This window comes from Laedolimicola intestinihominis (assembly GCF_040096155.1).
GTDB classification, from domain to species: Bacteria; Bacillota; Clostridia; order Lachnospirales; family Lachnospiraceae; genus Laedolimicola; species Laedolimicola intestinihominis.
This window is the reverse complement of record NZ_JBBMFE010000003.1, coordinates 40930-63013: the sequence shown is the minus strand read 5'-3', so window position 1 is coordinate 63013 and position 22084 is coordinate 40930. Positions and strand designations below refer to the sequence as shown.

Genomic DNA, 22084 nt, shown 5'->3' with positions numbered 1-22084 from the left:
AAATCTGAACCGAACAGTAAAAGCGGACAATAGGCAAAACGCCCCTATGTAGGAAAACAAACTACATAGGGGGTGTTAGAAGAAAAATGCAAGGTTCATCTTTGCCTTAATGCGATTGATTCACCCGATTTTGCTCCAGCTCGGCTCTGAGAATGATACCGAGGGTAAGGCAAAAGTCAGGGTCTTTCAAGTTGCAGCCGAGCATTTGTGTGATATGAGCGAGGCGGTCTAAGAGCGTCGAACGGTGCAGATAGAGCGCTGCCGCCGTTTTGGTAACGGAAAGATTGTTGTCAAGGTAGACGCGCAGCGTCTCCAGATACGAGACCTGCGAGCCCTCGTCGTGCGCCTTAAGCTTTTTCAGGCCGTCCGGGTAATAGACCCACGAGGGCCGGCCAGCCAACGCACCGGACAGGAGCTGGGGCAGCAGATAGTCCTGAAAATAGAATACAACGCTGCTCTCGTCCCGCGAAAGCCCGTTTTGCAGTGCGCTGGACGCCTGAAACCACGCCTGATTCGTCTCATACAAATTGGAAAACACGCTGGAAACACCACAGACCAGTCCCAGCCTGTCCAGCAGCGGCAAGAGCTGCGCCGTTGTTTCCCTTTCTGCCTGTTCAGCGGGCAAAAATGCAACGACAGCACGTTCATATTCAAACGCCATTGCGCCGGGATGCCGTTCCTCCAGAGCGGCGGAAAGATAAGCGCCGGGCAGGAAAGTTGCGCCGGCCTTCGGCTGGAGCCGGACACAGACCCAGTCCGTCTTCCCATTTTCCTGGCTGAGCGCCCGCCGCAGCTCAAAATCGACCGGCTGCCCGGCAATGACGCTGCGCAGCGCACGGCGGACGGCGGAACGGGTACTTGCCAGGACAGGATTCTGCTGGATGGCCTGCCGCAGGAGCTTGGCAAAGAAGACAGCAAGCGACCGATCAGACTCCCGCAGCGGCCGGAACGCCTCAAACACCGTAAGACAGCCGAGGTATTCCTCCTGATCGAACACATTGACCGACAACGTTCGCGTATTTTGCAGTTCCAGCAGGAGCGGCTCGTGCACATGGGTAGAAAGATCATGCAGGGACAAAAATGTCGCCATTTTCTCTGCGTCGAAGGTTTCGGTGTCTAATCGGATGCCGAGATCCTTTTGAAAATATTCCTCATCCGTAACCGCTAGGTAACGGAAGTCTGAGCCAATGAGCAGCACTGGATTTTCAAAGACGCCCCGGCTAGCCGTCAGCATTTGCGGCAGACCCGCTCCATGGCGGAGGATGTGCCATAGTTGTTCTTCCCATGCTTCATACCGATCAAAAATGTGCTGCACTAGATTAAACACGCGGAAAATATCCGTGTCGGCTTCGATGACGATCACGCTGCACCGGTTATAAAATGTCGTCAGATTCCAGTGCTGCCCGAGGCAGACGAGGCACACATTCTCGTTCAGCGACGGATGCACGGGCAGATGATCGGCGGAACAGACGTAGACGCGGTTTTTCTCAAAGGTCTGTGATTGGTCGAGATAAAATTCCGGCCGGATCAGCTTTAATTCCTGGCTGCCAGCACCGTGCATCTCGACGGCTTTCAGTTCCTCCTTCAACTTCCAATAGAGAATATCCGCGCACAGCTTCATAAGCAGTCCCTCATTTCAAATTTTTGTTCATTTTATTATATTTCGACTGCTCCTGACTGTCAATGCATAACCGTACAATTTAAATGGTTATGCATGTGAATTCGCGTTAAAATTGCTGTTTTGCACAAAAATCACACCTGCAAATTGTATGACTTTCCAGTATACAAAGTGAACGATTGCAAGCTGCAAAAAACAAACTTTTTGTAGGATTTTCGCTGTGTGTCCAGCGGCTTATAATAGATGTATCGTAAAAACAAAATAGGAGGAATACCATGCTGAAAGAAAAACTGGATTCCAGGAAATGCTTCGCGACCGCGTGGGGCAAGCTCATCACAGAGGAGGAAGCCTACCGGCAGCTGAACCGCCAGATCGCCGCCATGACCGCCAACCTTTTCCAGGTCATGCGGATTTTCGAGCCAAGCTGGGAAAAACGCACAGAAGCCATCTGCGACATCGCCAACATGATGAATATGGCCGTCGCGGGAACCCCGGAGGAACAGAAGAACTATGTCAACGCTTCGCTCTATGAAGCCTTCAACATCCCGGAGCTGTGCGAAAAGTCGAGCTGGCTCGGCGGCATCACCGGCGACTCCGGCGATGAGTGGGAGAACATGGCGGGCCGCGTCGTGCAGTTCACGCGCAACCGTGTGGAAAAGGAGCTCGACACCTGTCCGTGGGACATCGTCGGCAGTGAGCTCTGCAACATGACGACTAGTATGTTCACGGCGAACTTCGACCTCGCGTCCTCCAAGGGCACGGAGAACGAGGTCGCGCTCAACATGTGTCAGGCCCGAGGCTGCGGCAACAAGCACTGCCGCGTCGTCGCGGAGCGCCGCGACGTGTACGGCCTTCCCAAGCAGGGATGGCTCGACCACATGCAGCAGCCCGTCGACCCCATCCACGACACCCCGCGCGAGCGTATGGTCAAGGAAGGCCAGTGCCTGCGCAACGGGCAGTACACGCAGAACTTCGGCGAGGAAACGTCGCTCGAAAAAGCGTACCACTGGGTCGCGCAGATGGGCTGGGTCTGGTCCATCCAGTTCCCGATGATGGCCATCAAGGACATGGCCCCCGATGAAGACGAGTTCCTGCGCGTGTTCCGTATCGTCTTTGCGACTGCCGGCAAGAACCAGTTCATCGATCCGTTCGCCAAAGAGGGCCTGCGCAGCTACCTCGGCGTGCCACACGAGATGGACGAGAACGACGGCCGGATCCTCGGCGGATATATCCGCTATATGCTCGACGTGCAGCAGGTGCCGTATGAGATGGTGCGCTGGACGAAGGACGAGACATGGATCAAGGTCAAATCAGAGGACTTCACTGCACGCTATGAGATGGCGCCGCTCGACGAGCTGGTCGACGCCTACGAAGCGCAGTGGAACGGCGCGGCAAAGACGCTCGTCAGTCCGGAATGGTCCTGCGTCATTGAGGACCGTGACGAGGAAGATATGCTCATCAAGGTTATCCGCAAGGAAGACCTGCGGATGCTGTAAGGAGGTGCGGGAATATGCTGTTTAAGGAAGACAAAGTTGCGCGCGCCGATGCCGAAGCCATCCGCAAAGGGGTCGGCTTCTACCGCTGGACGCACGATCTGGTGGAGATCACCGGCAAGGACGCACTGGAAGTCCTGCAAAAAATTTATATCAGCGACATTTCTAAGGTCGCCGTCGGGCGCTCGAAATACACCGCCTCGCTGGACGAAAACGGCGAGATCATCGACGACGTGATCGTTATGCACATGGCGGACGGCCTGTATTGGGTCTCCGACCTCTACGGCCCGCGCCTGCTGCCGTGGATCGAGCAGCACAAGGGAGAGGCTGATATTCACGCGAAGATCATCACCTACGACTGGGATATGTACGCCGTGCAGGGCCCGGACAGCCTCAAGGCGATGAACGCCATGCTGGACGCGCCGGTCGACGACCTGAAGCGCTTCGGCATCTGTGAGCGGAAGCTCGGCGATATCCCCGTTTATATCCACCGCTCCGGCTTCACCGGCGAAAACGGATATGAGATCTACTCCGCATTCGACAAGAGCGCGGAAGTTCACGACTTGGCGCTGAAGGCAGTCGCGTCCGTCGGCGGCCGCGAGCTGCAGACGCTCGAGGTCTACGTCCGTTCCATCCCGATGGAAAAGGGCTTTGCACTGAAGCAGGACTTCAAGTATTTAAGCCCGTATGAGTGCGGTCTCGGCTGGGCGGTCGCCGCCGACAAGGACTTTATCGGCAAAGAAGCGGCGCTGGCACGGAAAGAGCACCCGAAATACCGTATGGTCGGTCTGGAATTTTCCCGCGAATCGACGGAGGATATCTCCATTTGGGAGCGTGTGTACTGGTACGGCGTCGAGGTCGGCCGCTGCGCGCAGACCATCTACGGCTATACCGTGAACAAGAACATTGGCTTCGCCACCGTCTGCGCGGACGTGCCCGACGGCGCGGAGCTGACCGTCGGCTGCAACGATTCGCCCGCTGTTGTCGTAAACAAGGTTTTCTGCTGAGGAGGACATTATGGGAAGATTAGATGGTAAAGTCTGCATCGTGACCGGCGCTTCCGCCGGGATCGGGCGCGCCGCGGCGGAGCTGTTCTGCCGCGAGGGCGCGAAGGTCGTGGCGGTCGCCCGCCGCGAAGAACGCCTGAAGGAGTTGGCCGAGGAATGCAAGGATGCTCCCGGTGAAATGACGTGGTACGCGGGCGACGGCGGCGACCCGGCGGTAGCCGTGGGCATGGTGAAAAAGGCAGTCGAGACGTTTGGACGGCTGGACGTTGCCGTCAACTGCGCGGGCGTGATGGACGACAATACCGCCATTGCCGATATGTCGGATGAAATGCTGGAAAAGACGTTCCGCATCAACACGTTCGGCCTGATGTACGGCCTGCGCGAGGAATGCAAACAGTATCTGGCACAGGGCGACGGCGGTGTAATCGTCAACATCTGCTCCGTCGGCGCAACGCACCAGACCGCGGGCGCGGCCTACTGCGCGAGCAAGGGCGCGGTGCTGGCGGCGACGAAGAACACGGCGTTCATGTACATGGAGGAGGGCATCCGCTGCAACGCGCTCTCGCCCGGCGGCGTCGTGACCGATATTCCGCTGGTCATGCCGCCCGCCGACGAGTTCGGCTTCGGCAGGACCAGCAAGCTGCTGGAGTTCTCCGGCGAGCTGGCCATGCCGGAGGACTTGGCAGATGCGATTTTATTCCTTGCCAGCGACCAGTCCCGCTATGTGAACGGCGAAGAACTCAAATGCGACGGCGGCTGGACGTGCTTCTGAAAGAATACAAACGAAAACACAGCACAGGCGGCCTATACAGAGCCGCCTGTGCCGTATCCAAATCAGGGAGGTCACACATGAAGAAAACAATTACGGTCGTGACAGGCGGTCACGGCGGCATGGGAAAAGGCGATCTGTAAGGAACTCGGAAAAACGTCCGTGATCGTGCTGGCGGGGCGCAACCTCGCAAAGATGGAAGCGGCAAAAGTGGAGCTGGACGAGCTTGGCGTGGAGAGGCACCTTTGCAAAACGGACATCGCGGATCGCGCGCAGGTGCAGGCGTTGGCGGAGTTCGCCGCTTCCCTCGGTGACGTGACGCAGGTCATCCATACCTCCGGCGTCTCGCCGAGCGACACGGCGACGGAAAATATTATCCGTATCAACGCGGCCGGTACGGTCAATATGGTCGAGGCATTCTATCTGGTGCTGGCCGGGGGCGGCGTGATGATCAATTTCTCCTCCGTCGCTGCCTACACCATGCCGCAGACAGACGAGTGGTCGCAGGCGTTTGAAGCATGGAATGAGCCGGATTTCTATGACCGGCTGCTCACGCCCATGCACCAGAAGCTCATCGACAATCAGCCGGAGACGGCAGAAAACCAGCTCGAGCTGATCCCCGCCGGGCGCTGGGGGCATCCGTATGAGATGGGCGCACTGACGGCGTTCCTCTGCTCTTCCGGGGCCGGATACATCAACGGCGTGGACATTCTCGCCGACGGCGGTCAGAACGCCGGGGTTTTTGTCCCGCAGATTTGACAGGCACATAAAACGGGCGGCGCTCCAATCGGAGTGCCGCCCATTTTGAAGGGATGAACCGGGCAAAATCAGTTGGGTGCGGCGTCCAGCGCATCTGTTTCCCAGACGCTGCTCATGCCGTAGTCAAAATAAATGATCTGACCACTCATATAAGAGAAGATCTGACTGCCGATGGCGACCAGAGGATAGCCCATTTCCTCCGCGGTTGCCCAGCGACCGTTCCAGCTGTCCAGAAAAATCGCCTCAATGACGGCCTTTCCCTCGGCTGCGTCGCCGTTTGGCGAGGTGTTCCGGTTAAACTCATCGGTCAGTCCCGTGATCGTATTGCCGGGATTGATGGCATTCAGGCGAATTTTGCGGTCGATGTATTCCGGCGCGTGGACTTTCATTTTGACATACGTGCATAGGCACTGCTTGGAGAAGACATAGCCGTTCTGAATGACATCAGGGTGCGCGGCATACCAGTCGAGCGCAGCCTCATAGCTCGGGGCATTTACGACTGCTGCGCAGTCTGCAAAGGCATCCTGCCAGCCAAAGCCGCCGGTCGAGGCGATGATATTGACAGAGCCGTTCTCCGCAATTTTTGGCAGCGTCTTTTCTAGCAGATATTTGTGACTGAGGAAATTGACCTTCTGCACCTCCAGCGCATTGGAGGCATCCGCTTTCAGCGCGATACCGTGGCAGAGGAACATGGCATCGATCGTTTCCGGCAGCGCATCTGCAAGCGCATCCAGATCCGCCTTGACGCCGAAGTCGGCGTACAGCTCGCCTGCGACTGGAAAATCCAGCTTACTGTGCCGCCCGTTGCGGCGGCAGATCGTATAAACGTTTGCCCCGAGCTCCTGCAGCAGCCGTGCCGCAGCCAGTCCCATGCCGGAGTATGCTCCGGAAACGACAACCGTTTTTCCCTCATATCCAAACAGTTTTTTCAGATCCATATTGTTTTCCTTTCATGCAGCATACAAAAAGGAGCCTGTGGTCAGGCTCCTTTTTGGCTTCGGTAATTACTCGATCGCCTGAAGCTCCTTGTCCAGCTCCTCCAGATGGGGCTGCAGGAACGCCGACTGCGGGAAGCTGGCGAGTTTGCGCAGCGTCAGACCGCCGACGAGCTTCATCTGCGGGTTCTTGGAAGCATCAGGGCTGTACTTGTCCAGAACAGCTGCTGCCGCCGGATTCTTCAGAATGTCCTTTACCTTGCTGTCGAGAGAAAATGCCATAATGAGTACCTCCTTTTTCTTATTCATTGATAATATTATACAAAATATTTCAGAAAACAGCATCCCGCAAAGTGCAGGATTTACAGAGATGCCGTCCCGACAATTTGACGGGTGTCTACAACGAATCACCATCAGCGTTGATTTGACATTCATGGTCAGGTTCGCAAACATATCCCCACATAGGCTTCTGTGCGTTATCGTCGCACCATCTTGTGTAGGCTTCATAGATCGCCTTCGAGCTGGCTTCGCTGTCAGCCTTGAAACGGATGTAGCCCTCAGATTGCAGAAACTCGATCACATTGTTGCTGCTACGTTTGACCGTCTCCATGTTCTCTCTGGCCTTACCTGAAATGCTGAACCGATAGTTGTTCCCAATCAGCCGGTGCAGCCCCGCCAGACACCATATGAAAACGCGCTGGAAGAAAACCGCTGATTTCCGTGTTGGGTCGGGGATGTGGATACCGAGGTCAAGGCTGTCGGCAACACCCCGGAGATCGGCGAGAACGGGAACTGGTTTATCGACGGCGAGGATACGGGCTATCTGGCCGTGGCCAGGGACGGTGTCACGCCGACTGTCGGTGAGAACGGCAATTGGTGGCTGGGTGACCTGGACACCGGGGTTCCCGCCAAGGGCCAGGACGGCGAAAAGGGAGAAGACGGCAAGGACGGCACGGTTGCTGCCGGAATCGACGGCGCGCAGATCAATGAGGAGGGCGACCTGATCCTCACTCTGGCCGATGGTACCACCATCAATGCCGGACGTGTCCGGGACGATCAGGACAATTCCGAGCCGGAAAATACAGAAAGCACGCCGCCTGCCATCGGTGCAAGTACGGTCGTGGCCATCTGTCTGGCAGGTGCTTCTCTGCTGGGGATCGGGATCACGCTTACGATCCTCCTGATCCGGAAGCGCGGGCGTTAAGGAAATAAAACAGTAACATTCGGGGCGTTGCAGACGAACTGCAACGCCCCGCTTCTTTTATGCACTCATCCATTTTCCCTTCCAGGTATACAGAATCATCAGCACCATACCCAGCGCCCAGGAAAACGGGTACAGGATGTAGACGCCTTCGATCCCATGGAAGCCAGGCAGAATAAGCCGGATCCAGAGGATACGGAACAGACAGAGGGACAGAAGCAGAACCACCATGGGCGGCACCGTTTTGCCGGTTCCACGGACGGTACCCGCCAGCGCGTGAAGAATGGCAAGCAGCCAATAAAAGGGGCAGAAATACCGCATGGCGATTTGCCCGAAGTCGATGACCGTGGAATCCTTGGTGAAAAGGCTGAGAGCCGGGCGCGAGAAGAACAACAGCAGCGCGCCGGTAACGACCGTGTATACAATACACATGCCAAGGGTCACCCACATGCCCTTTTTTACGCGCTTCAGATTTCCGGCGCCGTAATTCTGCCCCACGAAGGTTGTGATCGCCATACTAAAGCTCAAAACCGGAAGGATATTGAAGCCGTCGATCTTTAAGTAAGCGCCGAAACCGGCCATCGCAGCCGTTCCGTATCCGTTGACGGCAGCCTGTACCAGAATATTGGACAGAGAAATGACCATATTCTGGATACCCGTGGGAAGACCCACCCGCAAAATCTGTAAAGCCATGAAGCCATTCAGGCGAAGCTCCGGAATATGTACCTGATAATCCGCCGGAACGCGAAGCAGGAACAGAAAAGCCAGAATACAGGACGCCGCCTGGCTCATATCCGTAGCGATAGCCGCGCCTGCCACGCCCATTTTCAAAACCGCAATCAGAAGTACATCCATGAAAATGTTCGTGAAAGCCGCGGCAGCCAGATAGAGGAGCGAACGCCTGGAATTGCCGGCGGCGTTCAGAATACCGGCCATCATATTGTAAAGAACATTAAAAACCATGCCGCCGGAATAAATCCGCAGATAAAGCACGGCGTCCTCCAGCACCTCCTCCGGCGTATTCATCCAGATCAGAAGCGGTCTGGTGAATCGAAGCCCGCCGATGGTCAGAAGCGCTCCTAGGATCAGGGCCACTGTGACAGCTGTATGAACGGCAGTCCGCACATGCTCCGAATCCCGCGCCCCAAGATATTGAGAAATGATAATGCCCGCGCCCACAGAGGCTCCCTGGCTGAACGCAATCAAAAGATAGATCAGCGACGCTCCCGCGCCAACCGCGGCCAGCGCATTGCTTCCCACACAGTTTCCCACGATAATCGAGTCCACCGCATTGTAAGTTTGCTGTAGCAGATTACCCAGAATCAGCGGAATGGAAAATAAGAATATATTTTTAAGAATACTGCCTTCGGTCATCAGCATCCCGTGCTGCCCGGAGGATTTTTTCTCTATGGTTTCAGACATGATAAAGCCCCTCTCTTTTGTAAAACAGATACCTATGTCAGTATAGGCTTATCCGGTTGGAAAAGCAAGGATAAGAATAGAAATCCGCCTTGAATTGTGGAAGCTGCTTAATGAAAGCGGCACAAAAATGGTGGAATGTACAGAAAACAATTATGAAAAGCGAAATATAATTGACAATTTCAGATGGGTCAAGTATCATGAAATTACAAATACAGTGGGTAAAATAAGATATGGATGACAAGGAGTTGTCTGATTATCGGGAGGAAAGTAAGATGGAATTTACAGTTTTTCTTTACAGAATATTAGTCGTTGCAGTGTGCGTATTTTTTGTATTAGGCGTTGTGTTTTATTTCAAGGGAAGAAAAACAAAAAGCTATAAAAAGAGTCTGACCTGTTTTGGCATCTATATTGTGACGAATGTGGTTCGGCTTATTTTGGAAAATCATATGTAAATGGTAAAAGTTATCCAAGGAAATATCTAATTTGACGGAGAGAAAGAGCCTATGTGGAATATACTGACTCAAAAAGAGCTGCTGCTCACCCTTGACATGAACCGTCAGGCAGAGGTTCGGGAGACGCTTTCCCTTCATGGAATTGATTATCGAATCCACACAAGAAATCTTCAGGGTTCAGGCCCTTTAGGTGGAGAAGCCCGAAAAACCGGAAGCTTTGGCGTCGACCAGAGCTGTACTTACGAATATAAAATTTATGTACAGAAAAATGAGTATGAGAGGGCGAAGCGACTGGTTTCGTTGTAATTAAAAATACTATCCGTGTCTGGAGCTCTATATCGTGCTGAATCTGATCCAGATTATCTGGAATATTTTAACCAAATGAAATAAAGGAGAAATTTGCTTATGCTGAAAGACGAAATCAGAACCGGAAATTTTATCACGATTCTTTATACTTTCATGTCTGCGCTGTGGACGCTTTTAGCCATCTCCAAAGGCGTCTGGATTGACGCCGGAATCGGTACCTGCATGACGGTTTTCGGCCTTGCAGGGATCCTGTTTTGTAAAGATAAGCGGAATTGGCTGATGGATACGGTTGTAGTACTTGGAATTGTCGCTCTTATTGTGAGATATTTTGTTCTCTAAATAACAGATTTTTAAGCTTCAAAATGTTTTATGGATGGAGGGGATATTTATGAAGAAAAAAGAAAGTTGGATTATTGTAACGAATAAGAAAACTTACCTGCTTCTGGCCATCGCAGCCTGCATCTTTCTATATCTTATCAAAGCCGCGATCAGTACTTTCTCTCTGAAAACCATGCTGGTGGCAGATTTTCTGGGTGAACTGATGGTGTGCGTTTTGATTGCGCTTATCTGCATTTACCTGTTCGTCCGGTTTAACACCTATTCCCACCTGTACAATCCGGATCATCCGAAGCCGGGAGATAAAGTATGACAGATAGGATACCCTGCCGAATAGCATTCAAAGCGGAACGTGCATATCCGAAGGATATGGAAAAATAAAGATGTTACTGAATGGTTTTGGAAATTAAAATACATATCAGATTTCAGTTGACAAAATGGTTTAAAAAGTATAGACTAAAATCAAAGGTTTATACTTTTTAAACCATTTCTCATTTACAGAAAGGAGGCGTCCCATGGAAGACCTGATCTATATCATGACCGAGGCCGAGCAGGAGCTGGCGCAGCTTATCTGGGAGCATGAGCCGCTGCGGAGTGGGGAACTGGTGCGGCTGGCAGCGGAGCATTTGAACTGGAAGAAGTCGACCACCTATACGGTGCTTCGGAAGATCTGTGAAAATGGCATTTTCCAGAATGAGCAGTCAGTGGTCACATCCCGGATGAGTCAGGAGGAATACGCCAGACGGAAGGGCGAACGATACCTGGAGGAGAATTATGAGGGGTCTCTGCCGAATTTTGTAGCGGCCTTTTTGAAGCGGAAAAAGCTGAGTAAGAAAGAAATTGACGAATTGGCAGAACTGATTGAAGAGTACGGGGAGGATTGAGGATGGAAAAGGTATTTGGCGCGGTTTTACATCTGAGTCTGATTGGCAGTTATACCGTGCTGTTGGTGGTTCTTCTGCGGTTCCTGATGCTGAAGGTGCTGCATTGTTCCAGAAAATTGGCCTACGGGCTCTGGCTGCTGGTGTTCCTGAATTTTTGTGTGCCGACAGGGCTGCAAAGTCCTTTCAGTCTGATTCCTTCCAGGGTGGAAACCACCGCTCAGAATCTGGAGAATCGAAGCAATGAGCTGTCCGGTACGATCCATCAGCTGTCCGGTACAGGGCTGAAATCCGGAATGGAAGCACAGTTCCCGGAAGAACTTCAGGAAACACAGCAAAACAATCTGACAGGCACCGAGACAGGGATTTCCGGTCAAAGCAAGAGCACCTGGAATTGGAGTCTGATGTTCCGCATAGTATGGCTGTCCGGAATCGTATTACTGCTAATCCAGCAGACTGTTTCTACCATAAAATTAAAGGCACTTTTAAGCAAAAACCGATGTGTCAGAAGCGCTCCGAAACAGCGAATCCGGGAATACGAAAAGCTCCCGGCTCCTTTCGTATGGGGTGTCCTGAGGCCAGTTATCTGTCTTCCTGCGAACCTGGAGGAGACGGAAAAGCATTACATTCTGGCCCATGAGGACTATCACAGAAAGCGCCTGGATACCCTTTGGAAGCTTCTGTTTTTACTGATCCGGACGCTTCACTGGTTCAATCCCTGCGTCTGGCTGGCCTATGTGCTTTTCTGCCGGGATATGGAGATATCCTGCGACGAGGCAGTGCTCCAGAACAGTGCCCGGGATATTCGGAAGGATTACGCTGCCAGTCTTTTAAAGTACGCTGCGAAGCAGAATGGATATGCGGTCAGCTCCCTGACCTTCGGGGAACCTTCCCTGAAAAGCCGGATTCAAAACGTGTTGCATTATCGGAAAAAGACCGTTGGAATCACTCTGATCGGAGTTATCATTCTGGTGGCGGCAGCCCTCGGTCTGCTTTTACGACCGACGACACCAACGACAGAATCCGATACGGAATCTGGAACCTCTGCGGAAACAGGAAAAACAGGTAGCGAAACGACAGCAGATCATACGATTCTCGGCAATGGCAGTGAGCTCATCGCGGTAGACGGCGAGCTCTATACCATGGATAGAACAAAACTCTATTCCGACGGCGCGTATCTGTATTACGATTCCTGGAACGAGACAGGCGGCGTCTCCCGCATCTGGCGGCAGCCCTTTACCGTTGCAAATATGGAAATGGTTGCGGAGGGAGAACTTCTAGGCAGCACCGCGGACGGCAGCAGTCTTTACTACGATCCTGGCGATCACAGTGTCTGGGAATACAATACCGCTTCCGGCGATACGGCGCTTCTTAACCCGGGCAATCAGAATCCCATTACAAGCCTGTATGTGGATGAAAATGTGGTCCTCACAGCGGCTGGTCATTACGAGGGCAGCGCCGGATATTTCTACGGCAACTTTTACTCCTACAATCGGAAAACCGGGGAGACAACGGAGGCTTATCTGACCGACGCGCCCACCTTTGTAGTGTTGAATGATACCGTATATTATCAGAAATATTTTAACAGTCCGGACGGGGAAGACGTTCCCTACGGCATCTACCAGACGGATCTGGAATTTCAGAACGAGACCCGGACGGCACTGGATATGACCTTGCTGGGGGCAAATGAAGAGACAGGAGATCTGCTGGCAGCCGTCGAACCGGATTACTTAAGCTCTATCGAACCCGCCTATACCCAGACGGATCTGGACGCCATTTCCGTAGCCAACAGCCGGGGCTGGAATCAGGTGCTGGTGGACGCCGGAGCCGTATTTGGATACACAGACAGCGTGAATCAAACACAGCTGTTCAACCTGGATGGCTTCCAATACACCGATTATGCGGACGCAGAGGTTACTTCAGTGCAGTATCAGGATGTCAGCGTCCTGGGCGATATGCTCTTTGTGCGGATGCAGCTTTTGGGGCATTTTGCAAAGGACGGTGCAGGCTTCCAGGAGTCCGTTCTGCGTGAAGTGTGGCTGAAGGTCCGCATGGATGGAAAAGGCGCGAAGCTGGTGGACTCGACGATCTATTTTCCGAATGGCGATACGGTAAATAATAGCGTGACAGCGGAACACGCAAACACCGCAAATACCGATTCGATGAATGAGATTACGAACATCGAACCAGCAAAAAACAAAAATTAGTTTATCGATCAGGAAGGCAGGCTCTGTCTTCCTGATTTTCAATTGAAAAAGAAATATCGCCGGGTTATAATAAAAAACAAACCATTCAAAACGGAGGCATTTCCGATGCAACATACCTGTAAGCTTGCCCTGGCGCAGATGCGCATGACGGATTCCGTCGAAGAAAATCTGCAAAAATCCCTGGTCTTTTGTGATGAAGCGGCGGACAGTGATCTGCTGTTCTTCCCGGAGATTCAACTTTCCCCATTTTTCCCACAATATGAAAAACAAAACGCAGATCGCTGGTGTATGCGGGAGAGCGCGCCAGAGCTGTGGGCGCTGGCGGAGAAGGCCGTGGAGCAGAAGCTCTATCTTTCTCCCAATGTCTATCTGGAACAGGACGGAAAGACCGCCACTTGTCCGAAAGCGTGCGTACCTGCGTCTTGAAAGGCGCGGATTTAATTCTGATTCCCACAGCCAATACAAAAGCGGAGCCACTGACCATGTTCGAATGGGAAATCCGTGTTCAGGCCATGCAGAATCAGGTTTTCATCGCCATGTGCAACCGGGTGGGCCGGGAGGGCGACATGGATTTCGCCGGAGAGTCCCTGGTGGTATATCCAAGCGGCGACGTGATCATAAAAGCCGACGACCGGGAGCAGCTGATACGCTGCGAACTGAATCTCGCAGAAGCACGGGAATGGCGGGAGAAGGTTCCATATCTGGGAACCAGAAGGCTAGAGTGGTATCTGTAATCTTGCGTATAAGCTTATTACATGTTACAATAAAACCACTCATTGCGTGGAGGATGAAACAACAAATATGACAATACAGGAAATTCGTTTACAAACGGGACTTACAAGGAAAGAATTCTGCGTAAAATATGGACTACCAATTAGAACAATGGAGGATTGGGAAGCCGGAAGGAGAAACCCGCCGGAATATATTCCGCGTATGTTGGCTTATTATGTGGGAATTGAAAAAACAAAAGACTTCATAGAAAGAGGAAAAAGAAACATTAATATTGTCCGAGATACAGATGGCAATAAAATTGTTGTAATTCACGATATTATATTTAAGAACAAACAAAAAATTCTATGAAGCGATGTAGAAAAATATCTGGAACGATATATTGGTGATATTTATATGATAGAAGAGGACCGAGAAGAGATTTATATCGGAAAAGATTTACCAGATGAATATGCTGGTTCCAGGTATATAGCTACATTAAAAGGTGGCTTAGCAAAGGCGAAAGCAAATGCAGCGCAGGCAATTCCGGAACTAATAGAGCTTTCTGTAAATAAGTCTTATCAGGAAAATTTAAATCCAAAACATAAATTGGATGCAAGATATGGATGGTATCGTTATGATGTACGGTTTGCCATTGCTGTATACAATGAACAAGGGGAAGTTGAACGTTATAATGTATATAAAGCAAGAATGATTATCCGTCATGATGCAGACGGCAAGAAATACTTGTATGATATTATAAATATAAAAAAAGAACCGAGTACCCCGCTTGGCCAGATATAACATCTGCGTACGGTAAAAAACCGATTCTTTTCGAAGTTATTATATACAATAAAAAAGAAGAAATCAAGTATTATTTTACAAAACAAAGGAGAATCACCCATGCACACCCTCTACTTTGTCCGCCACGGACAGACCATTTGGAATGTGGAAAATAAAATCTGCGGGGCCACGGATATCGCGTTGACGGATCTGGGCCATCAGCAGGCCATCGAGACCGGAAAGAAGATTCTGGAGGAAGGCATTCAGGCGGATGAGATTCTATATTCGCCGCTTGTCCGCGCAGCGGAGACAGCCAGACATATCTCAGAGGTGACCGGAATCCCGGCACGGATGGAGCCGCGGCTGATCGAACAGGATTTTGGAAAATGGGAGTCCACGCCCCGGGACGGAGCGGATTTTCGGAAGGCCAAGGAGCAGTTTTTAAGCCGTTTCGAGGGCGGCGAATCCATGCTCCAGGTGGCCCAGCGTATCTACAACCTGTTGGATGAGCTGAAAGCCGAAAAGGAAAAGACCTATATTCTGGTGGCTCACAACGGCATTGCCCGTGTGGTGCAGTCCTATTTTTATGAAATGACCAACGAGGAATATGCCTTCTTTGGTGTTAGGAACTGTGCGGTCGTACGGTACGAATTTCCGGAATAAATCCGCTTGGCAGATCAGAAAATTTAGTATAAAATAAGACAAATTTATTTACAGAAAGCAGGAGAAACATATGACAATCAGAACAGCGACTATCGAAGATCTGGAGACTGTATCCGCCGTGGAGGCCGAGTGCTTCCCGCCTGCCGAGGCGGCCACCAAAGAAGAATTTGAAAAGCGCCTGACTCATTACGGAAAGCATTTCTGGCTCATGTTTGACGGCGACAAGCTTATCGCTTTTGTAGACGGCTTCGTGACCGATGAGGCGGATCTGACCGATGAAATGTATGAAAAGGCCGAAATGCACCGCGAAAACGGAGACTGGCAGATGATTTTCGGCGTCAATACCATTCCGGCTTACCGAAAAAAGGGCTACGCAGGCGAGCTCATCAAACGGGCCATTGCGGACGCCAGAGAGCAGGGCCGAAAAGGTCTGGTGCTGACCTGTAAGGATCGGCTGATTCCCTATTACGCCAAATTCGGTTTTGTAAATGAGGGCGTGTCCGAATCCGTACACGGCAATGTGGTCTGGAATCAGATGCGGTTGACCTTTTAGAAAGCAAACAGCCAAATTTTATCAGAGAAGCAAGGAACTCCCAGTGTAAAGAGCGGATTATTCCGCATAATAACTCCTGTAACAACCAATCACGAACCGCAGACAAATGGAATGTATAAAAAGATTCCCGTCTGCAGTAAGGAGGAGTTTCTTATGGCAAACAAATCTTCAAATACCGCAGCAGTACCGGAGGCAAAGGGCGCTCTTGACAAGTTCAAGTACGAGGTAGCCAGCGAGCTGGGCGTACCGCTGACCGACGGCTACAACGGCAACCTGACTTCCAAGCAGAACGGAAGCGTAGGCGGCTATATGGTAAAGAAGATGATCGAGGAACAGGAAAAGCAGATGGCCGGTAAATAAGCCCGCCCTGTTCAGAAAAGTTCGAGAAAACGTTTTTCAAAAAGAAACCTGAGTTACAGGGGACTCCGCAGCTTTGGATGAAAATCTGGGGCTGCGGTTCTTTTTCATTTTCATAAATTTAATGGATGACAAGCTCCGGACAAAATGCTATAATAAGCCAAAACGAATATAAGTTCGATTTTATATAGCAGGAGGAAACTTAAATGGTCATCTATGTGATCCGTCACGGTGAGACAGACTGGAATACAAAGCACTGGCTCCAGGGAACGACGGACATTCCCTTAAATCGAAATGGTATTGAAGTGGCGGAGATTACGTCGGAGGCGCTGAAAGGCATTCCCTTTGATGTGATTTTTTCAAGTCCGCTGAAGCGCGCCTATCAGACGGCGGAAATCATGAAACGGGAGCGGCAGATTCCCCTGATTGTGGACGAGCGCCTGAAGGAAATCAGCTTTGGCTGCTTCGAGGGTCTGTGCTGTACGGGGCCGAATTACAACATCCCGGATCCGGATTTCCCAAATTTTTTCCAGAATCCGGCCCACTATAATCCACCGGAGGGCGGTGAATCCATTGCGGAGCTCTGTGTCAGGGGAACAGATTTTTTGACCTGGCTCATTGACCGGCCGGAGTATCAGGACAAAACTGTGCTGATATCCGCCCATGGAGCGCTTGTGAAAGCACTGTTGTCCAGTCTTCTGATTACAGATTTGAAAGATTTCTGGAAGGGCGGCGTCCATAAAAATTGCGCGGTATCGATCATTGATGTGGAGCATGGAACGGCGTCTGTGCGGCAGGAAAATGTGATCTATTATGATAAGACCAGAAGTATCAACTATTTCGAATAAATGCAGCAGGAAATGGAGCAGCGGAAATTTTACGAAGGATAAGCAGGGCTTGTCCTTCTTTTATTCTCAACAAGAAATCCTGCTATGGACAGTGCGGAGCTTTGACGCATATAATAATCATAAAACGGTTAGTTCAGGCTAATCCAGGAAAGGAGATTCTTATATGACATCAGAAATAATCCGGGGAATCTTAATACCCTTTGCAGGAACTTCCCTTGGAGCGGCCATGGTCTTTTTTATGAAAACATCCTTAAATGAACAGGTCAGCCGGGCATTGACCGGCTTTGCGGCGGGCGTTATGGTGGCAGCTTCCATCTGGAGCCTGCTGATTCCGTCCATGGAACAGTCGGCGGCCATGGGAATCTGGGCCTTCGTCCCGGCAGTTATCGGTTTCTGGGTCGGTATTTTGTTTTTGCTGCTGCTCGATCACATCATCCCGCATTTACACCGGAACAGCGACGAGGCAGAGGGACCCAGAAGCCACCTGAAGCGCACGACGATGCTGGTGCTGGCCGTGACACTCCACAACATTCCCGAGGGTATGGCGGTGGGCGTTGTCTACGCGGGATGGCTCTCCGGCAATACTTATATCACCGTAACAGGTGCGCTGGCCCTGTCCATCGGTATTGCCATCCAGAACTTTCCCGAGGGCGCGATCATCTCCCTGCCTCTCCGGGCCGAGGGCGCAGGCAAGGGAAAATCCTTCCTCTACGGCGTTCTGTCCGGCGTCGTGGAACCCATCGGCGCCTTTCTGACGATTCTGGCCGCCACCCTGATTCTTCCGGCCCTTCCATATCTTTTGAGCTTTGCGGCAGGCGCCATGATGTATGTGGTCATCGAGGAACTGATTCCGGAGATGTCCGTGGGAAAACACTCAGATATCGGAACAATCTTTTTCGCTATGGGATTTACACTGATGATGGCCCTGGATGTGGCCCTGGGCTAAGCAGTCGAAAATAGAAATGGAATACAAACCAAAACAAATGGTTGCACGAAGCCTGTAAAAAAGGTAATATTATAAAATACGGGTCTGTTGAAAAATAGAACCCGTACAGAATGATATGAGATTACAGGAGAACTAACATGAATTTAAATAGTGAAATCTGGGCGAAAGCCCCGGAGACCGAGCCGGAGCGCCAGTATTATTTTATAGAGGTCTGTAAAAAGCAGGTAGCAGAGGAAAGCGCGCGGCTTGGCCGCCCGCTGACTTTCTGCGTTACGACCTTCGGCTGTCAGATGAACGCAAGGGATTCCGAGAAGCTGACCGGAATACTGGAAAAAATCGGATATAAGCCAACGGAAGAGGATACCGCCGACTTCGTCATTTACAATACCTGTACCGTCCGTGAAAACGCCAACCTGAAGGTCTATGGCCACCTGGGCCTTTTAAAGCACCGGAAGAAAAGCAATCCCCATATGAAGATTGCTCTCTGCGGCTGCATGATGCAGGAGCCGGAAGTAGTGGAGAAGTTAAAGCAGAGCTACCGCTTCGTGGATCTGGTCTTCGGTACCCACAATATTTTTAAATTCGCGGAGCTTTTGGCGGAAAGTATGCAGAACGGCAGCATGATTGTAGATATCTGGAAGGATACGCAGGAGATCGTGGAGGAGCTTCCCATTGAGCGGAAATACGCCTTCAAGTCTGGCGTCAACATCATGTTCGGCTGCAATAATTTCTGCAGCTACTGCATTGTGCCCTATGTGCGTGGCCGGGAGCGGAGCCGGAAGCCTGAGGACATTATCCGGGAAATCGAGAAGCTGGCTGCGGACGGTGTGACCGAGGTCATGCTGCTGGGCCAGAATGTCAATTCCTATGGAAAGAATCTGGAGAATCCCATGACCTTTGCGCAGCTTCTCCGCGAGGTGGAGAAGATTGACGGCATTCGCCGGATCCGTTTTATGACGTCTCATCCGAAGGATCTGTCCGACGAGCTGATTCGGGTTATGAAGGAATCGAAGAAGATCTGCCGTCATCTGCACCTGCCCCTGCAGTCCGGAAGCAGCCGGATCTTAAAGGCCATGAACCGTAAGTACACCAAGGAGCAGTATCTGGAGCTTGCGGAGAAGATTCGCAGGGAGATCCCGGATATTTCCCTGACTACCGATATTATCGTGGGCTTCCCGGGCGAGACTGACGAGGACTTCGAGGAGACCCTGGATGTGGTGCGGAAAGTCCATTACGATAACGCGTATACCTTTATCTATTCCAAACGAACCGGAACGCCTGCTGCCGCCATGGAAAATCAGGTGCCGGATGCGGACAATAAAGTCCGTTTTGACAAGCTCCTGGCGCTGGTACAGAGCTGTGCCAGAGAGCAGACCGCCCGCTATACCGGAACTGTTCAGGAGGTCCTGATTGAGGAGGTCAACGACCACAAGCCCGGTTATGTGACAGGCCGCATGAGCAACAACCTGCTGGTTCATTTCCCGGGCGAAGCGTCCCGGATCGGACAGTATGTCAATGTCAGTCTGGACGAATGTAAGGGCTTTTATTTCATGGGAACTGTCGTTTAAAGGAGAAAGTCTATGGAGAACAGACGCTGCTGTCTAAGGCACACCTATCTTGCGGTAAAGACGCAGGCGGATAAATCCTTCGGGGGAAATCAGAACTGGGCCACCGGTTATATGATGCGGAAATACGGCTGCGGCGTGGTGGCCATGGGCGATGTGCTGATTTATCTGGGCATTCACCGGCTGCCCTGCAATACGGATCTGTTGTACGGCATGCTGCGGGAGGACGGTTGCCTTTCTTATCCCCGCTATGAGCGTTATCTGCGTAAGATGAACAAGCGCTATCTGGGCATTATCCCGGGCTTCGGCGTGCCAAATTTCCAGCTTGCCCGGGCGATGAACCGGTATTTTCGCCATTACCGGATCGATCTGCGTGCCAGATGGTGTTTAAGCTCCGGTAAAATGTTGGAGCGCATTCAGGACAGTCTGTCAAAGGACTATCCGGTGATTCTGGCCATCGGTCAGAACATTCCTTTCTGGCGGAAGAAAAAGCTGACCCTGTACCGCCAGGAAAACGGCGTCTATCTGCCTGCCACCGAGACAAAGGCTCATTATGTGGTGGTCACCGGTATGGAGAACGGCTATCTGCAGATTTCTTCCTGGGGAAAAGAATATTTTATCTCCTGGAAGGAATATCAGGAATACGGGAAAAAATACAGCAGCTTCTGGGCCAGCAATATCTGCCTGATTCAGGAAAAGAAGGGGAAGAAGCATGAATAACTATTTTGCCATGATGTCCCGGATGAAATACATCGACCGCTGGGCGCTGATGCGCAATACCCGGGCAGAGAACTTAAGTGAGCACAGCCTGGAGGTCTCTATGATTGCCCACGCGCTGGCTGTGATTGGCAACACTTATCTGGGCAAAGAGCTGAATACGGATCGGGCCGCGGTGCTTGGCATGTACCATGATGCGACGGAGATCATTACCGGGGATATGCCGACACCCATAAAATATTATAACCCGGAGATTCGGCATACCTATAAGGAAATCGAACAGAAGGCGGGCCAGACTCTTCTTTCCATGCTTCCGGAAGAAATGCGCGTATCCTATGAAGGAATATTTACGAATCAGGAGGAAGACGCTTATCTCTGGAAGCTTGTAAAAGCTGCGGATAAGCTGTCAGCCTATATCAAATGTATCGAAGAGGAGGGGTGCGGCAATCGGGAATTTGTCCGTGCCAGAGAGACAACCCTGGAGCAGCTTCACCGGCTTAAGGTGCGGGAGGCAGAGCTGTTTTTGACCTATTTTATAGATGCCTACGGAAAAAATCTGGATGAACTGACAGGAGAAGAACAATGAGTGAAAACAGAGATTTTGATTTTTGCCCGCGCTGCGGAGCCCTGATGCAGGACGGTGTCTGCCGGAGCTGCGGTTACAGCGGACGGTTTGGCAGCGTACAGCAGCCGACGCAGAATTACGGAATGGGAAACAGTCCGAAGAAAAAGAAGACGAAAGGCTGGGTGATCATCTTAAGCATTCTCGGCGCCATACTTCTGATTAGCGCCCTGATTGCGGTTACCATGAATGTGAGCCGCCTGATTTTCCATGCCGCGCAGAATACGGTGGGAAGCTCCGATTATTATGACGACTATGGCGACTACTACGATGATTCTGAAGATTATGAACCGAGTGAAGACGACGCGTATTATAAGGAAATCGTGGACGACATCAATGAGGACGCAGCTTATACCATTGACTGGCTGACCGAGTCCCGCTGGGCGTCCGCGGGTGACGATACTACAGGGTATTACGTGACTTATCCGGAGCTTCGGGCGAAGGATGCGGATAATGGAGCCGATTATTCGACCGTTAATGCGGCAATAAAACGGGCTGCGGAGCAATATAAGGATTCCTATGCGGATTTCACAGACAGTGTGACGACCAGCGGCTATGTGACCTATATGGATGACGAGAAAATCAGCGTGGTATTTCAGCATCGGCTTCCGGAGGGCGAAAGTACGCTTCCGAAGCTGACTGCCCTGAATTTCCGGCTTGAGACCGGCGAGCAGATCGCTCCATCGGAAATGATTGCCATTGACGATGAATTGGTTATGCGCTTCCGGGCACAGGATCAGACCCAGAATGGCGGGGTAGATTTCGTCACCAACAGCACAGATGAGGAATTGTTGAAGCTTCTGTCTGATCCCCGGGAGTCCGCGTACTTCTATTCCAAAGCAGGACTGGAAGTGGGCTTCAATTATGAGAGTGAAGAATACGGAAAGGGCTGGGTCAGCGTGACCTTAAAGGAACGTGCCCTGTAGAGGAGACTGT

The 22084-nt window shown here is 51.6% G+C and carries 28 protein-coding genes; 24 read left to right on the top strand and 4 right to left on the bottom strand.

The genetic code is table 11. The features are described 5' to 3' along the window. Nucleotides 1-106: 106 nt before the first annotated feature. Complete coding sequence (locus tag WMO29_RS04475) at nt 107-1621, bottom strand: PucR family transcriptional regulator (protein ID WP_349163937.1); 1515 nt, start codon at nt 1619-1621, stop codon at nt 107-109. A 272-nt stretch (nt 1622-1893) separates the two neighbouring features. Here WMO29_RS04475 and WMO29_RS04470 point away from each other — a divergent pair, with 272 nt between their 5' ends. From WMO29_RS04470 to WMO29_RS04450, 5 genes are read left to right on the top strand one after another with little or no spacing between them, the layout of a single operon-like run. Continuing rightward, nucleotides 1894-3114, top strand: a complete 1221-nt coding sequence (locus WMO29_RS04470) for a hypothetical protein (RefSeq protein WP_349163936.1) — start codon at nt 1894-1896, stop codon at nt 3112-3114. A gap of 14 nt (nt 3115-3128) precedes the next feature. After that, nucleotides 3129-4118 (top strand): glycine cleavage T C-terminal barrel domain-containing protein, encoded by a 990-nt coding sequence (locus tag WMO29_RS04465; protein WP_349163935.1) that lies wholly within the window; start codon nt 3129-3131, stop codon nt 4116-4118. 10 nt (nt 4119-4128) lie between these two features. Beyond that, the gene (locus WMO29_RS04460; RefSeq protein WP_349163934.1) at nt 4129-4890 is read left to right on the top strand and encodes an SDR family NAD(P)-dependent oxidoreductase; all 762 of its coding nucleotides are present in this window, start codon (nt 4129-4131) and stop codon (nt 4888-4890) included. Further along, nucleotides 4863-5030, top strand: coding sequence for a hypothetical protein (locus WMO29_RS04455; RefSeq protein WP_349163933.1), 168 nt, complete (start codon nt 4863-4865; stop codon nt 5028-5030). The genes WMO29_RS04460 and WMO29_RS04455 overlap by 28 nt, the downstream gene beginning before the upstream one ends. A gap of 19 nt (nt 5031-5049) precedes the next feature. After that, complete coding sequence (locus tag WMO29_RS04450; protein ID WP_349163932.1) at nt 5050-5646, top strand: SDR family oxidoreductase; 597 nt, start codon at nt 5050-5052, stop codon at nt 5644-5646. 68 nt (nt 5647-5714) lie between these two features. On the opposite strand, the gene WMO29_RS04445 is transcribed toward WMO29_RS04450, so the two are convergent. Beyond that, nucleotides 5715-6584 carry an SDR family oxidoreductase gene (locus WMO29_RS04445; protein ID WP_349163931.1) on the bottom strand — a complete coding sequence of 290 codons (870 nt, stop codon included), beginning with the start codon at nt 6582-6584 and terminating at the stop codon, nt 5715-5717. 66 nt (nt 6585-6650) lie between these two features. Further along, complete coding sequence (locus WMO29_RS04440) at nt 6651-6863, bottom strand: hypothetical protein (protein ID WP_022221317.1); 213 nt, start codon at nt 6861-6863, stop codon at nt 6651-6653. 454 nt (nt 6864-7317) lie between these two features. Here WMO29_RS04440 and WMO29_RS04435 point away from each other — a divergent pair, with 454 nt between their 5' ends. After that, a complete protein-coding gene (locus WMO29_RS04435) occupies nt 7318-7785 on the top strand; it encodes a hypothetical protein (RefSeq protein WP_349163929.1) in 468 nt (155 codons plus the stop codon). A gap of 57 nt (nt 7786-7842) precedes the next feature. Here the strand turns inward: WMO29_RS04435 and WMO29_RS04430 are convergent, their stop codons facing one another. Further along, nucleotides 7843-9204 (bottom strand): MATE family efflux transporter, encoded by a 1362-nt coding sequence (locus WMO29_RS04430; protein WP_178040115.1) that lies wholly within the window; start codon nt 9202-9204, stop codon nt 7843-7845. Nucleotides 9205-9707: 503 nt separating this feature from the next. On the opposite strand from WMO29_RS04430, the gene WMO29_RS04425 reads away from it, so the two are divergent. The 18 genes from WMO29_RS04425 to WMO29_RS04340 all read left to right on the top strand — a co-directional run bounded on the left by WMO29_RS04425 (nt 9708) and on the right by WMO29_RS04340 (nt 22074). After that, a complete protein-coding gene (locus WMO29_RS04425) occupies nt 9708-9962 on the top strand; it encodes a hypothetical protein (RefSeq protein ID WP_349163928.1) in 255 nt (84 codons plus the stop codon). Between the two features lie 99 nt (nt 9963-10061). Further along, nucleotides 10062-10301: a hypothetical protein gene (locus WMO29_RS04420; RefSeq protein WP_349163927.1), complete on the top strand. Its 240-nt coding sequence runs from the start codon at nt 10062-10064 to the stop codon at nt 10299-10301. Nucleotides 10302-10350: 49 nt separating this feature from the next. Continuing rightward, on the top strand, nt 10351-10611 hold the full coding sequence (locus tag WMO29_RS04415) for a hypothetical protein (RefSeq protein WP_349163926.1): 261 nt from the start codon (nt 10351-10353) through the stop codon (nt 10609-10611). 202 nt (nt 10612-10813) lie between these two features. Then, entirely contained in the window at nt 10814-11182 is a 369-nt protein-coding gene (locus tag WMO29_RS04410) for a BlaI/MecI/CopY family transcriptional regulator (protein WP_178040111.1), read from the top strand. A 2-nt stretch (nt 11183-11184) separates the two neighbouring features. Then, nucleotides 11185-13386, top strand: a complete 2202-nt coding sequence (locus tag WMO29_RS04405; RefSeq protein WP_349163925.1) for a M56 family metallopeptidase — start codon at nt 11185-11187, stop codon at nt 13384-13386. A gap of 105 nt (nt 13387-13491) precedes the next feature. Beyond that, entirely contained in the window at nt 13492-13812 is a 321-nt protein-coding gene (locus WMO29_RS04400; protein WP_349163923.1) for a hypothetical protein, read from the top strand. Beyond that, nucleotides 13698-14120, top strand: coding sequence for a carbon-nitrogen hydrolase family protein (locus tag WMO29_RS04395; RefSeq protein WP_349163922.1), 423 nt, complete (start codon nt 13698-13700; stop codon nt 14118-14120). Before WMO29_RS04400 ends, WMO29_RS04395 begins: the two co-directional genes overlap by 115 nt. Nucleotides 14121-14187: 67 nt before the next feature. Next, a complete protein-coding gene (locus tag WMO29_RS04390) occupies nt 14188-14466 on the top strand; it encodes a helix-turn-helix domain-containing protein (protein WP_349163921.1) in 279 nt (92 codons plus the stop codon). A gap of 45 nt (nt 14467-14511) precedes the next feature. Next, a complete protein-coding gene (locus WMO29_RS04385; RefSeq protein WP_349163920.1) occupies nt 14512-14898 on the top strand; it encodes a hypothetical protein in 387 nt (128 codons plus the stop codon). Nucleotides 14899-14997: 99 nt separating this feature from the next. Beyond that, entirely contained in the window at nt 14998-15540 is a 543-nt protein-coding gene (locus tag WMO29_RS04380; protein WP_349163919.1) for a histidine phosphatase family protein, read from the top strand. A 70-nt stretch (nt 15541-15610) separates the two neighbouring features. Next, nucleotides 15611-16093, top strand: coding sequence for a GNAT family N-acetyltransferase (locus WMO29_RS04375; protein ID WP_349163918.1), 483 nt, complete (start codon nt 15611-15613; stop codon nt 16091-16093). Nucleotides 16094-16246: 153 nt separating this feature from the next. Continuing rightward, nucleotides 16247-16453 carry an alpha/beta-type small acid-soluble spore protein gene (locus tag WMO29_RS04370; RefSeq protein WP_178040102.1) on the top strand — a complete coding sequence of 69 codons (207 nt, stop codon included), beginning with the start codon at nt 16247-16249 and terminating at the stop codon, nt 16451-16453. Between the two features lie 203 nt (nt 16454-16656). Next, nucleotides 16657-17298, top strand: a complete 642-nt coding sequence (locus WMO29_RS04365) for a histidine phosphatase family protein (RefSeq protein ID WP_178040101.1) — start codon at nt 16657-16659, stop codon at nt 17296-17298. Between the two features lie 163 nt (nt 17299-17461). Continuing rightward, entirely contained in the window at nt 17462-18244 is a 783-nt protein-coding gene (locus WMO29_RS04360; protein ID WP_349163917.1) for a ZIP family metal transporter, read from the top strand. Nucleotides 18245-18381: 137 nt separating this feature from the next. Then, nucleotides 18382-19812 (top strand): tRNA (N6-isopentenyl adenosine(37)-C2)-methylthiotransferase MiaB, encoded by a 1431-nt coding sequence (miaB, locus tag WMO29_RS04355; RefSeq protein WP_349163916.1) that lies wholly within the window; start codon nt 18382-18384, stop codon nt 19810-19812. A gap of 12 nt (nt 19813-19824) precedes the next feature. Beyond that, nucleotides 19825-20529 (top strand): cysteine peptidase family C39 domain-containing protein, encoded by a 705-nt coding sequence (locus WMO29_RS04350; protein ID WP_178040098.1) that lies wholly within the window; start codon nt 19825-19827, stop codon nt 20527-20529. After that, nucleotides 20522-21112 (top strand): 5'-deoxynucleotidase, encoded by a 591-nt coding sequence (gene yfbR, locus WMO29_RS04345; protein WP_349163915.1) that lies wholly within the window; start codon nt 20522-20524, stop codon nt 21110-21112. Before WMO29_RS04350 ends, yfbR begins: the two co-directional genes overlap by 8 nt. Next, on the top strand, nt 21109-22074 hold the full coding sequence (locus WMO29_RS04340) for a hypothetical protein (protein ID WP_349163914.1): 966 nt from the start codon (nt 21109-21111) through the stop codon (nt 22072-22074). Before yfbR ends, WMO29_RS04340 begins: the two co-directional genes overlap by 4 nt. Nucleotides 22075-22084 lie beyond the last annotated feature (10 nt).

Coding starts and splice junctions, on each gene's coding strand:
- WMO29_RS04385 (WP_349163920.1), top strand. CDS start 14,512: ATGATAGAAGAGGACCGAGAAGAGATTTATATCGGAAAAGATTTACCA.
- WMO29_RS04470 (WP_349163936.1), top strand. CDS start 1,894: ATGCTGAAAGAAAAACTGGATTCCAGGAAATGCTTCGCGACCGCGTGG.
- WMO29_RS04465 (WP_349163935.1), top strand. CDS start 3,129: ATGCTGTTTAAGGAAGACAAAGTTGCGCGCGCCGATGCCGAAGCCATC.
- WMO29_RS04440 (WP_022221317.1), bottom strand. CDS start 6,863: ATGGCATTTTCTCTCGACAGCAAGGTAAAGGACATTCTGAAGAATCCG.
- WMO29_RS04380 (WP_349163919.1), top strand. CDS start 14,998: ATGCACACCCTCTACTTTGTCCGCCACGGACAGACCATTTGGAATGTG.
- WMO29_RS04445 (WP_349163931.1), bottom strand. CDS start 6,584: ATGGATCTGAAAAAACTGTTTGGATATGAGGGAAAAACGGTTGTCGTT.
- WMO29_RS04425 (WP_349163928.1), top strand. CDS start 9,708: ATGTGGAATATACTGACTCAAAAAGAGCTGCTGCTCACCCTTGACATG.
- WMO29_RS04430 (WP_178040115.1), bottom strand. CDS start 9,204: ATGTCTGAAACCATAGAGAAAAAATCCTCCGGGCAGCACGGGATGCTG.
- WMO29_RS04365 (WP_178040101.1), top strand. CDS start 16,657: ATGGTCATCTATGTGATCCGTCACGGTGAGACAGACTGGAATACAAAG.
- WMO29_RS04415 (WP_349163926.1), top strand. CDS start 10,351: ATGAAGAAAAAAGAAAGTTGGATTATTGTAACGAATAAGAAAACTTAC.
- WMO29_RS04360 (WP_349163917.1), top strand. CDS start 17,462: ATGACATCAGAAATAATCCGGGGAATCTTAATACCCTTTGCAGGAACT.
- WMO29_RS04340 (WP_349163914.1), top strand. CDS start 21,109: ATGAGTGAAAACAGAGATTTTGATTTTTGCCCGCGCTGCGGAGCCCTG.
- WMO29_RS04410 (WP_178040111.1), top strand. CDS start 10,814: ATGGAAGACCTGATCTATATCATGACCGAGGCCGAGCAGGAGCTGGCG.
- WMO29_RS04390 (WP_349163921.1), top strand. CDS start 14,188: ATGACAATACAGGAAATTCGTTTACAAACGGGACTTACAAGGAAAGAA.
- WMO29_RS04405 (WP_349163925.1), top strand. CDS start 11,185: ATGGAAAAGGTATTTGGCGCGGTTTTACATCTGAGTCTGATTGGCAGT.
- yfbR (WP_349163915.1), top strand. CDS start 20,522: ATGAATAACTATTTTGCCATGATGTCCCGGATGAAATACATCGACCGC.
- WMO29_RS04350 (WP_178040098.1), top strand. CDS start 19,825: ATGGAGAACAGACGCTGCTGTCTAAGGCACACCTATCTTGCGGTAAAG.
- WMO29_RS04370 (WP_178040102.1), top strand. CDS start 16,247: ATGGCAAACAAATCTTCAAATACCGCAGCAGTACCGGAGGCAAAGGGC.
- WMO29_RS04420 (WP_349163927.1), top strand. CDS start 10,062: ATGCTGAAAGACGAAATCAGAACCGGAAATTTTATCACGATTCTTTAT.
- miaB (WP_349163916.1), top strand. CDS start 18,382: ATGAATTTAAATAGTGAAATCTGGGCGAAAGCCCCGGAGACCGAGCCG.
- WMO29_RS04400 (WP_349163923.1), top strand. CDS start 13,492: ATGCAACATACCTGTAAGCTTGCCCTGGCGCAGATGCGCATGACGGAT.
- WMO29_RS04475 (WP_349163937.1), bottom strand. CDS start 1,621: ATGAAGCTGTGCGCGGATATTCTCTATTGGAAGTTGAAGGAGGAACTG.
- WMO29_RS04455 (WP_349163933.1), top strand. CDS start 4,863: ATGCGACGGCGGCTGGACGTGCTTCTGAAAGAATACAAACGAAAACAC.
- WMO29_RS04375 (WP_349163918.1), top strand. CDS start 15,611: ATGACAATCAGAACAGCGACTATCGAAGATCTGGAGACTGTATCCGCC.
- WMO29_RS04460 (WP_349163934.1), top strand. CDS start 4,129: ATGGGAAGATTAGATGGTAAAGTCTGCATCGTGACCGGCGCTTCCGCC.